Origin of the sequence: Anaerotruncus sp. 80, from assembly GCF_009936115.1 — a bacterium.
Taxonomy (GTDB): Bacteria; Bacillota; Clostridia; order Peptostreptococcales; family Anaerovoracaceae; genus Senimuribacter; species Senimuribacter intestinalis.
The window spans coordinates 135,753-146,501 of the sequence record NZ_QWES01000009.1 but is presented as its reverse complement, the minus strand read 5'-3'; the positions used below and the strand labels follow the sequence as shown (position 1 = coordinate 146,501).

At 42.8% G+C, this 10,749-nt stretch carries 10 protein-coding genes; all 10 read left to right on the top strand.

What is annotated here, in order from left to right:
- Positions 1–98: 98 nt before the first annotated feature.
- The 10 genes from D1155_RS05880 to D1155_RS05835 all read left to right on the top strand — a co-directional run bounded on the left by D1155_RS05880 (position 99) and on the right by D1155_RS05835 (position 10,745).
- The gene (locus D1155_RS05880) at positions 99–437 is read left to right on the top strand and encodes a YlbF family regulator (RefSeq protein ID WP_160201452.1); all 339 of its coding nucleotides are present in this window, start codon (positions 99–101) and stop codon (positions 435–437) included.
- Positions 438–506: 69 nt separating this feature from the next.
- Positions 507–1,067, top strand: coding sequence for an elongation factor P (gene efp, locus D1155_RS05875; protein ID WP_160201462.1), 561 nt, complete (start codon positions 507–509; stop codon positions 1,065–1,067).
- Positions 1,068–1,157: 90 nt separating this feature from the next.
- Positions 1,158–2,204, top strand: a complete 1,047-nt coding sequence (mltG, locus tag D1155_RS05870; protein WP_160201451.1) for an endolytic transglycosylase MltG — start codon at positions 1,158–1,160, stop codon at positions 2,202–2,204.
- 1 nt (position 2,205) lies between these two features.
- Complete coding sequence (locus tag D1155_RS05865; RefSeq protein WP_160201450.1) at positions 2,206–2,871, top strand: O-methyltransferase; 666 nt, start codon at positions 2,206–2,208, stop codon at positions 2,869–2,871.
- Positions 2,864–4,096, top strand: coding sequence for a U32 family peptidase (locus tag D1155_RS05860; protein WP_160201449.1), 1,233 nt, complete (start codon positions 2,864–2,866; stop codon positions 4,094–4,096). The genes D1155_RS05865 and D1155_RS05860 overlap by 8 nt, the downstream gene beginning before the upstream one ends.
- A 28-nt stretch (positions 4,097–4,124) precedes the next feature.
- Positions 4,125–5,423, top strand: coding sequence for a hemolysin family protein (locus D1155_RS05855; RefSeq protein ID WP_160201448.1), 1,299 nt, complete (start codon positions 4,125–4,127; stop codon positions 5,421–5,423).
- Positions 5,407–8,031: a TetM/TetW/TetO/TetS family tetracycline resistance ribosomal protection protein gene (locus D1155_RS05850; RefSeq protein ID WP_160201447.1), complete on the top strand. Its 2,625-nt coding sequence runs from the start codon at positions 5,407–5,409 to the stop codon at positions 8,029–8,031. Before D1155_RS05855 ends, D1155_RS05850 begins: the two co-directional genes overlap by 17 nt.
- 132 nt (positions 8,032–8,163) lie before the next feature.
- A complete protein-coding gene (locus D1155_RS05845) occupies positions 8,164–8,997 on the top strand; it encodes an ABC transporter ATP-binding protein (protein ID WP_160201446.1) in 834 nt (277 codons plus the stop codon).
- Entirely contained in the window at positions 8,997–9,728 is a 732-nt protein-coding gene (locus D1155_RS05840; RefSeq protein ID WP_201759540.1) for an ABC transporter permease, read from the top strand. The genes D1155_RS05845 and D1155_RS05840 overlap by 1 nt, the downstream gene beginning before the upstream one ends.
- 33 nt (positions 9,729–9,761) lie before the next feature.
- Positions 9,762–10,745: a M14 family zinc carboxypeptidase gene (locus tag D1155_RS05835; RefSeq protein ID WP_160201445.1), complete on the top strand. Its 984-nt coding sequence runs from the start codon at positions 9,762–9,764 to the stop codon at positions 10,743–10,745.
- The last annotated feature ends 4 nt before the right edge of the window (positions 10,746–10,749 follow it).

Sequence of the window (10,749 nt, the reverse complement as noted above, 5' to 3'; positions counted from 1 at the left end):
CCCAAGAGAATGAGCTAAGCGAAATTCGATTGGGTAGACGCTAGTCGTATAATGGTCCTGCCCCAAGAAAACGAGCGGCAGTATTAAGGAGGTAACACATGAACGTTTATGATCAGGCTCACGGACTTGCCAAAGCAATCAGAGAGTCCGAAGAGTTTAAACAGTACGATCAGCTGAAAAAAGTAGTTGATCAGAATGAGGAACTTGCTTCGATGATTAAAGATTTTCAGGCTAAGCAATTTGAAGTGCAGGCAAAGCAGATGATGGGCGATGACAGTGCGTCAGGCATGATGCAGTCTGTGCAGGATCTCTATCAGATTATCATGAAAGATCCTATGGCAGCTCAGTATATGCAGGCGGAGATGCGCTTTTCCCTGATGATGAATGATGTCTATAAGATTTTGGGCGAAGTAATGGGTATTGGCAATATGCAGTAAATCTGTTATAATACCAATAGAGTTTATTTTATTAAATTGTTTTATATTGAAGAAAGTGAGAATAGACCGATGATTTATGCAAGTGATTTTAGAAAAGGCAGAACATTTCAGATTAATGGAGAACCTCATGTAGTTCTTGATTTCATGCACGTAAAGCCGGGCAAGGGCGCAGCGTTTGTAAGAACCAAGTACAAGAACATCATTACTGGTGCTACCAGAGAAGAAGCGTTCAATCCTGACGATAAGTTTGAAGAAGCAATTATCGAAACCAAGAAGATGCAGTACCTGTACAATGATGGAGATCTGTATTACTTCATGGACGGAGAAACTTATGAGCAGGTTCCTGTTGCCTACGATATGGTAGAGGATGCAATCAAGTACATGAGAGAAAACGATGAAGCAACATTGAAATTCTATAAAGGCGAACCGTTCATCGTAGAAGCACCGAATTTTGTTGATTTGGTAGTTACCGAAACCGAACCAGGTGTAAAGGGCAACACTGCTACAAACGTTACAAAGGCTGCTACAGTAGAAACAGGCGCAGTCGTTCAGGTTCCAATCTTCATCGAAGAAGGTGAAAAGATTCAGATTGATACCAGAAGCGGAGAGTATCTGGGAAGAGCAAAATAATTTGCAAAGCATAATTCAAAGATGAAGGGACGAAGCTTTCGTCCCTTTCTTTTTCATCACACCAGGAAGCACGAAAAGAGGTAAGGGACATTGAAAAAATCCAAAATCATTATTATAGCAATCGCCGTAGTTCTTATCGTTATTGCCGCCGCGGGATATCTTTTTTATCAGAATGGTCTCAATGCAGCAAAGCCAGGAGATACAGAGCCGGTTACTGTCAGCATTCCATCGGGCAGCGGGGCTTCTGCAATCGTAGAAATTCTGGATGAAAATGGTCTAATCAAGAATAAGACCTGCGCTAAAATTCACGTGCGTATAGCAGGGTATGATTCATTGCAGGCCAACACCTATATCTTTAATAAAAGTATGAACTTACTGGAAATCATGGATGCTATTAATACCGGAAACTTTGCCTACCTGTCCAAGAATGCATTTACAGTTATTGAAGGCGCTACCGTGCCGCAGGCTGCAGAAGCGATGGCTGAAGGACTTCCTTTTACCGCTGAAGAAGTTTTGAAAAAATGGAACAGCAAGAAATATCTTCGCCAGCTCATCGAAAAATACTGGTTCCTTACTGACGAAATTCTGCAAAGCGGCATTATGTTTCCGCTCGAAGGATATATCTATCCTGAAACTTACTTTGTGAGCGATGAAAATCCGTCCATCGAACAGGTAACAGAGATGATTTTGGATAAGACAGAGGAAGAACTGACAGCAAGAAAAGGTGCTATTACTGAAATGGGAATGACGGTTCATGAGTTTTTAGCTCTGACTTCTATTGTTGAAAACGAATCCCTTTTTGAAAAGGACAGACCAATTATTGCAGGAGTTTTTGTCAATCGTCTTGCAAAGGATATGACGCTGCAAAGTGATATCACGGTTCTTTATGCCCTGCAGGAAAAGCGGGTTGACGTAACTTATGAAGATTTAGAGGTTGATTCAAAATACAACACCTATAAATACGCAGGACTCCCTGTAGGACCTGTTTGCTCACCGTCTGCGCCTGCTATGGATGATCTTTTAAACTACGAAAAATCCGACTATCTCTATTTCTTTGCAACTGAGGACGGAAAAGTGCTTTATTCAAAGACTTTAGAGGAGCATAATAAAGTCGTAAGGGAAAACATGTGGTACTGATATGAACATCACCAATGATATCGTAACAGAATATTTGACTAGCTTTTACAGAGCGGTAAGCGAAGAGCTTGCACTGCTTCGGGAAATAGGAGAAAGAGACCGGGTTCCTATCATTTTGCGGGAAACAGAGATGTATCTAAATACGCTGCTTTCTCTCACGAGACCGAAAAAAATTTTGGAGATAGGAACTGCAATCGGCTATTCAGCGCTATATTATGCCGAAATGTGTCCAGCGGCTGAAATTTACACCATCGAAAAGGATGAAGCTGCTTGGAATGCTGCCAGACACAATATTTCAGCCGCAGGAAAGACTGTGCAGATACACAGCCTCTTCGGTGACGGGCAGGAGCAGATAGAAAAACTGCGGGATCAAGGCTGCTGTGACTTTGATTTTGTCTTTATCGATGCTGCGAAGAGCCATTATAAGCGGTTTTTAGATGCGGCGCTTTCTGTATGTAGAGAAGGGGCAGTTATTGTTTCTGACAATATTCTGCAGAAAGCCATGACGGCTTCTGATGCTTATGACCCACAGAACAAACACAAAACTAACATTAGACGAATGAGAGAATATCTCACCTATATTACCAGTGACAATACCTTGCAGACGTCTCTTCTCAGCATAGGAGATGGTCTTGCAGTAACAATTTACAGAGGAGAACATGAATAAAGAACAGTTTGAACTGCTTGCGCCTGCAGGCGATTTGGAAAAATTAAAGACAGCCATTATTTATGGTGCAGACGCTGTGTATTTCGGCGGTGAAATGTTCAGTTTACGAGCAGGAGCAGGCAACCTGACCATTGAAGAAATGAAAGAGGGCATTGCGTTCGCCCATGAAAGGGGAAAACGCTGTTATCTTACCATCAATATCTTTGCCCATAACGAGGATATTGAGCCGTTGACTTCTTATCTGCAGCAGATTAAAGATTTGGGGCTTGACGCTTTTATTGTGTCTGACCCGGGCATTGTAGATCTGATTCAGGAAGTGATTCCTGCTGCTGAGATACACCTGAGCACTCAGGCAAATATGACTAACTACAGAACGGCCGGATTCTGGCATAAATTAGGCGTAAAACGACTGGTTTTAGCCAGAGAACTGACACTGCCGGAAATCAGACAGATCCGTGAGAATATCCCACCAGAAATGGAAATAGAGGCTTTTGTTCATGGGGCAATGTGCATATCTTATTCAGGAAGATGTCTTCTCAGCAACTTTATGATTGAACGCGATGCCAACAGAGGTATGTGCGCTCATCCGTGTCGCTGGAAATATGCCTTAGTAGAAGAAAAAAGACCGGGCGAATATTATCCGGTGGAAGAAGATGAACGAGGCACTTATATTCTCAATTCTAGGGATTTGTGTATGATAGAGCATATTCCGGAGATTGTTGGCTCAGGCATTATGTCTGCGAAAATCGAAGGCAGGATGAAAAGTATCTTTTACGTGGCGACAGTAGTTCACGCTTATAGAAAAGCAATTGATGCGTATTTTGCAGATCCTGAGCATTACAAGTTTGATGAAGACTGGATGCGTGAACTGAAAAAGGTAAGTCACAGAGAATTTACGACAGGATTTTATTTTCATCAGCCGACAAATAAAGATCAGAACTATCAGACCAGTGCATATACCAGAGAGTACAGCTTTGTAGGGCTTATAAAAGAATACGATGAAGAAACTGGTTTTGCTTTGGTAGAGCAGCGAAATAAGATGACCCTCGGCGAGGAAATTGAAATTTTTGGTCCTGATATTGATTTCTTTACGCAGAATATCACAGAAATGCTTGATGCGCAAACTGGTGAAAACCTTGAAAGCGCGCCGCACCCCCAGCAGCTTCTGAAAATGAAGATGGACCATCCGGTGAAACCTCACTATATTTTGAGAAAGAAAAAATAATTACCAAGTAATAAGGAGATGATTGAACATGACACCTGACCCCAGTAGCCTGCCGCTTGCGTTAAAAGTCACTTTTATGGTGCTTGCAATGGTTGGTAACGGCATTGCAGTTTTGATGAACACCGCTATGAACAGCGTAAACAGAAGCAAAATCAGACAAATGGCAACAGAAGAAAATGAAGTAGCAATACGTCTTGGAAATTTGCTTGCTTTACCGACTGATTATCGGTTTACGAACCGGCTGCTTAGTTACATTTTTATCGTTATCGGCGTATATTTTGCACTGGCACTGCCTCAGCACCCAATTCTTTCTGCGCTGGTTTACGTAACAGCGACCATCACTTTTAGTGAGTATTTTACTCGTAAGCTGGCGCAGCAGCACAGTGAATCTATTGCTATGAAGCTTTCCGCACTGCAGAAGTTCTTTGTCATCATATTAAAGCCATTTGTTGTAATATTGACTTTTATTGCAGATGTTTTTCTGAAGATGTTCAGACAGGAAACGAAGATTGAATACAGCGGATATTCCGAAGAGCAGGTAATGTCCATTTTAGAATCAGGGCAACAGAGCGGTGCAATCAAAGAAGAAGGTAAGAAGATGATCAATAGTATCTTCCAGTTTGATGACGAACTTGCCTATGAGATCATGACGCCTCGTACCGATGTGTTTCTTATCGACATCAACGATTCAACCGACGAGTATTTAGATGAGCTGATGGAACTACGCTATTCCAGAATTCCGGTATGTGAAGACGATACAGACAACATTATCGGTATTCTTCACATCAAGGACTATCTCATAAAAGCTAGAGAAACGGGATTTGACAAGGTGGATATTCGCTCTATTTTGCGCAAACCGTATTTTGTCCCTGAAACAAAGAATATCGACGCGCTGTTTTTTGAACTGCAGATTGAAAAGCAGCATATCGCCATTCTCATCGACGAATACGGCGGCTTCAGCGGTATTGTAACCATGGAGGACATCGTCGAAGAAATCGTAGGCGACATCGAAGACGAATATGATGAACAGGGGCACGTCATCAACAAGATAGACGATAATAATTATTATTTAGATGGAAACGTTTATCTCAGTGACCTTTCTGAAGAGATCAATATCAATCTGGAATCTGAAAACAGCGAGACCATCGGAGGCTTTATCATTGATATTCTGGGAGAAATTCCGGAAGAAGGTGATGAAAACAGGGAGGTTGTCTTTGAAAACTACATCTTTACGATTCTCTCCGTAAAGGAGCGTCGTATTGAAAAAGTAAAGCTGCACATTGAAGAGCCTGAAAAGGAAATTTCGGAAGATGAATCAGAAGAATAATAAACCCACCCTTCCGCAAAGCAAAGCTTCGGGTGGGTACCCGGGAACCTTGTTGTACCCGGATAATAAGCTTACAATGGGCATTGTCGCTCATGTGGACGCCGGAAAGACAACTTTGTCTGAAGGCGTCCTTTATCAAAACGGCATTACCAGACAGATGGGAAGAGTGGACCATGGGGATTCTTTCCTCGATACGTTTGTGCTGGAAAAAAACCGCGGCATTACTATTTTCTCTAAACAGGCAATTTTTCCACTGGGCGATAAGGAGGTTACACTCCTGGACACACCGGGTCATGTAGATTTTTCTGCAGAAATGGAACGAACCCTGCAGGTTCTAGATTATGCTATTCTTTTAATCAGCGGTCCTGACGGTGTGACCGGACAGGTGCTGACCCTATGGGAACTGCTTTCCCGCTACCACGTACCGACTTTTATTTTTATCAATAAAATGGATCAGCAAGGGATGGATTTATCCGCAATTATGGAGGAGGTTCAGGCTCGTTTAAGTGCGCAATGCGTACTGGCGGGCAGCGAGGCTTTCTATGAAAAGGCTGCGCTGTGTGATGAAGCTTTGCTGGAAGCGTATTTGGAAACAGGAAAAGTTTCAGAAAACGCATGCGCCGGGTTAATCAAAGAGCGAAAGCTGTTTCCATGCTATTACGGCTCTGCACTGAAAATGCAGGGCGTAGATACACTTCTTGAAGGTCTTGCAAATTACACGATCTGTCCAAATTATGGAAGCGATTTTGGTGCTATCATTTATAAAATCAGCAGAGACGAACAGGGCAATCGCCTAACGCATATGAAGATAACCGGCGGTAGCCTTTCTGTGAAGGAACAGATTGGAGAAAGCAAGGTTCATCAGATTCGAATTTATAACGGTAAAAAATATGAGGCAGTGCAGCAAGTGTCTGCTGGTACGGTCTGTGCTGTGACAGGTTTTGCTGACACTTTTTGTGGACAGGGACTGGGCTTTGAACCTGCCGGCATTGAGCCGTATCTGGATACCGTGCTCAGCTATGAGGTGCTGCTGCCGCCCGATTGGGAGCCTCATGAGGCTTATGAGAAATTTTTGCAGCTGTCAGAGGAACTGCCGGAGCTGCATGCCTCTTGGAGCGAAGAAAGCAGCTGTCTGCGGATTCGTATGATGGGAGAAATTCAAGGAGAAATCTTAAAGAGTCTCGTCTCTGAACGCTTTGGAAAGTCTATCGAATTTGGAGAAGATACGGTTTTATACAAGGAAACTGTCGCAGATACAGTTGAAGGTGTAGGTCATTTTGAGCCTCTTCGCCACTATGCGGAGGTTCATCTGCTTCTCACGCCGCTTCCTTCCGGCAGCGGTATCGTTGTTGATACAGCTTGCAGTGAGGACACGCTGGACAGAAACTGGCAGCGACTGGTTATGACACATCTGAAGGAGAAAGTTCATACAGGCATTCTGACAAATTCACCTTTGACTGATATGAAAATTACATTAACCACCGGTCGCGCCCATGTGAAGCACACGGAAGGTGGTGATTTTCGTCAGGCAACCTACAGAGCACTTCGTCACGGTCTCAGAAAAGCCGGCTGCAGACTTTTAGAGCCTTACTATGATTACCGGCTGGAACTGCCGACAGATTTTGTTGGAAGAGCCATGAATGATATTCAGAATATGCACGGAACCTGTGAACCGTCGTCTGCGACTGGAAAAAACACCGTTTTAACCGGCAGAGCACCAGTTTCTACTATGAAGGACTATCAGAAGGATGTTACTTCCTATAGCAAAGGGCAGGGAAGACTTTACTGCACCTTGGCAGGATATTTTCCATGCCATAACGAAGAAGAGGTCGTACAAGCTGTCGGATATGAAGCCGATCGGGACCTGGAAAATCCTAGCGATTCTATCTTCTGTAAATCCGGCTCTGGAGTTAGTGTACCTTGGCAGGAAGTTGAACAGTATATGCATCTGCCTCTTTTCTGGCAGCCTGAAACAATACAGAAAAATGAAGGGTCTGTACGAGGTGGCAGTGAATCTCGCCAGTACAGCGACGAAGAGCTGGAAGCAGTATTTAAGCAGACCTATGGTACAAGTAAAAGAGAAACAAGTCGCTTTAAGAAAAGTGCCAGAATCATTACGGCAGAAAGCGGATTTTCCGGTCCCCGGATTAAAAGCGCCTATAATAACGCTTCTGCAGAGGAAGTGTTGTTGATTGATGGATATAACATGATATTTGCATGGGAAGAGTTAAAGGATATGGCTGCACTGAGTCTTGCAAGTGCCAGAGATTTACTGATTGAAATCCTTGGCAACTATCAGGGCTACAAAGAGAATCGAATCATCGTTGTCTTTGATGGTTACAAGAAACCAGGTAATCCCGGCACCACCCAGACTATTCATAATATGCAGATTATCTACACGAAAGAAGGCGAGACTGCAGACCAGTTTATCGAAAAATTTGTGCTGGAACATGTGAAAAAGCTGCGAATTACAGTTGCGACCTCCGATGGACTAGAGCAGATGATGATATTTGGTCAGGGAGCCCTTCGCATGTCAGCCAGAGAGCTTCGCATGCATATCATGGATACCAATGAAGAAATCAGGCAGAAATTCCTGCATAAGTTCTAAATACTACCATCTATTTGCAAAAAAACACCATTTATCATAAATGTCTTGAAATGGTGTTTCTTTTGTTGTAAAATGAAATGGTGTGAGTATTTACATTAAATGTAAAATTTAGAACAAAAAGAGGTGGAAAAGATGGAACAGGCAATCAAAGTAACTCATTTATCGAAGCGATTTAAAGATACTGCTGCCTTATCAGACGTATCCTTTGAAATCAAAAAAGGCGAGATTTTTGGTTATCTTGGACCTTCAGGGGCAGGAAAAACAACGACAATCAAGCTTCTCAGCGGACAGCTTTCTGCTGACAGCGGAGAGATTTCGCTATTTGGCACATCGCCTTTTGATTCTGAAATTCGAGATAGAATTGGTATCATGAGTGATAACAGTGGTCTTTATGATAAGATGACTGTATATGAAAATCTGAAATTATTCGCAGATATTTATCAGGTTTCCAGAGAGAAAATCGATGACGTATTAAAGCGTATCGGTATGGAAGACGCAGTAAAGAAGCCGGTTGAAAAACTTTCAAAGGGTATGCGTCAGCGGCTTATTTTTGCGAGAACCATTCTGCATAATCCAGAGATACTCTTTCTCGATGAACCTACAGCGAATCTTGACCCTGCAACAGCAGAAGAAGTGCGCAGTCTGGTTTTACAGATGAAAGAGCAGGGAACAACAGTATTTTTGACAACGCACAACATGGAAGAGGCCAATGAACTCTGTGACCGCATTGCATTTCTCAATTGTGGGAAAATTATTGAGTGTGGAAGTCCATATGATCTGAAACTGAAATATGCTAAAAAACAAGTAAAAGTTACGACAGCTTCGGAAGAAGTGCTTTTACCGCTGGAAGCGGATAAACTTTCTGCATATCTTGCCGGTGCTGGTGAAATCAAGATGATTCATTCTATCGAACCAAGCCTAAAAGAAGTATTCTTAGCGCTGACAGAAGAAGGGGGGAGAGCATAATGGGAAAGAGAATTAGGATGCATGTACTTCGTACTTTGTTCAAAAAGGATATGAAAGGATGTTTCGGCAATCGAAGCATTCTAATCACACTGCTGCTTCCGGCTGTCTTTGCGTTGCTTTATACATATGTATTATCAGATATTACGGGACTTGCGACTGATTATGTGCTGCTTCTTTGCAGTGTAATGGAGCTATCTATCATTCCGCTGACCGCGCTTTCCACGATGATTGCAGAAGAAAAGGAAAAGCATACCCTGCGTTCACTGATGATGGCTAATGTATCAGGCGCAGAATTTATCTTGAGCAAGGCTCTTGTATGTTTGCTGCTGCTTATTGTAGAGGGTGTGATTCTATTTTTTGTCTGTGGCGCCGATATGGCGGGATTTGCCGGGTATCTGTTTATTATGATTCTAGCCTCCCTTGCGATTATCTGCTTCGGTGCAGTGGTAGGCATTGCGGCAAAAGACCAAATGTCAGCTGGAACGCTGGGCTCTCCTTTGATGATGCTCATGTTAATGCCGCCGATTTTCGGGCAGTTTAGCGAACTCATTGGAAAGATTGCTAAGCTGTTTCCTACGATGTCACTTTATACAGTGTATCCGTCTGTTGCAGCAGGAGAGTCCCTTGTTCTAGCGGATAACCTCGTTGCAATTGGAGTATGTATTGTATGGATCATCGCAGGTGTCATTCTGTTTCAGAGGATTTATAAGAAAAAGGGCTTGGATGATTAATCGTTCAATTTTGAGTAGTGAGGATTATTTGCCATGGCAAAACGATTTATCATTATACTTTGCATTTTTCTTGCACTTCCTATAGAAACTTTCAGCGCCAGCAGCGATATCGTCAGTACCAGCGATAGCAAATATACCTACAGTGATTTTATAGAGGATCTGAATGCGCTGACCGATAAATATCCGGACAGACTCTCTAAAACTTATCTGGGTAAAACGGCTGATCGCAGAAGTTTGTACTGTGTCGTTCTTGGGAATCCCAAAGCAGAGAAACAGATTTTTGTGACCGCCGGTATCCACGGCAGGGAGTACATTAACAGCCAGCTGGTTATGGGTATGATTGAGTATTATTGTAGAAACTACAAATCAGGTCTTTATTGCGGCGTTTCTTACGAGGAACTTTTTGATTCAGTCAGTATCATCATCGTCCCTATGGCAAATCCTGACGGTATTGCAATCAGTGCCCTTGGACCTGACGCTATCAGAAATGCAACTCTTCGAAAAAAGATCAAGAAAATGCCGAGAACCGGAGCTTATTCCAACTGGCAGGCCAATGCAAGAGGGGTTGATTTAAATAGAAATTACAAGATGTACAGTACGTATCCAAGTACAAAGACTTATGCCAGTCAGTATTATCCGGGACCAAAGCGTTTTTCTGAGAATGAAACCCAGAGTATTTTAGCAGCTTTAGAAGACTGCTCCAATGTACAGGCTGTCATCAACTACCATAGTATGGGAGGGGTGATTTACTGGGGCTATCACAACAAAAGCTATAAGAAAAGGTGCTGGAGCTTTGTAAAACTGTTTCGCGTCATGACCGGCTACAGCACCATTGATGAAAGCTACACTAAGGCGACATACGGGGATTTTGAGCATTACATCATGCATGAGTATAAAATTCCTTATGTATGTATCGAAAATGGAATCAGCGGCGTACCCGTTCCAAACAGAGAGTTTTCCTCAATATTTAAAAAGAATAAATTGGGCTTTGCTAAAGCTGCGTATCAGTACAGGTAGTAGG

What these genes read in the sequence shown, in the direction of transcription:
- D1155_RS05880 (WP_160201452.1), top strand. Translation starts at nt 99, where the DNA reads ATGAACGTTTATGATCAGGCTCACGGACTTGCCAAAGCAATCAGAGAG.
- efp (WP_160201462.1), top strand. Translation starts at nt 507, where the DNA reads ATGATTTATGCAAGTGATTTTAGAAAAGGCAGAACATTTCAGATTAAT.
- D1155_RS05865 (WP_160201450.1), top strand. Translation starts at nt 2,206, where the DNA reads ATGAACATCACCAATGATATCGTAACAGAATATTTGACTAGCTTTTAC.
- D1155_RS05860 (WP_160201449.1), top strand. Translation starts at nt 2,864, where the DNA reads ATGAATAAAGAACAGTTTGAACTGCTTGCGCCTGCAGGCGATTTGGAA.
- D1155_RS05855 (WP_160201448.1), top strand. Translation starts at nt 4,125, where the DNA reads ATGACACCTGACCCCAGTAGCCTGCCGCTTGCGTTAAAAGTCACTTTT.
- D1155_RS05850 (WP_160201447.1), top strand. Translation starts at nt 5,407, where the DNA reads ATGAATCAGAAGAATAATAAACCCACCCTTCCGCAAAGCAAAGCTTCG.
- D1155_RS05845 (WP_160201446.1), top strand. Translation starts at nt 8,164, where the DNA reads ATGGAACAGGCAATCAAAGTAACTCATTTATCGAAGCGATTTAAAGAT.
- D1155_RS05840 (WP_201759540.1), top strand. Translation starts at nt 8,997, where the DNA reads ATGGGAAAGAGAATTAGGATGCATGTACTTCGTACTTTGTTCAAAAAG.
- D1155_RS05835 (WP_160201445.1), top strand. Translation starts at nt 9,762, where the DNA reads ATGGCAAAACGATTTATCATTATACTTTGCATTTTTCTTGCACTTCCT.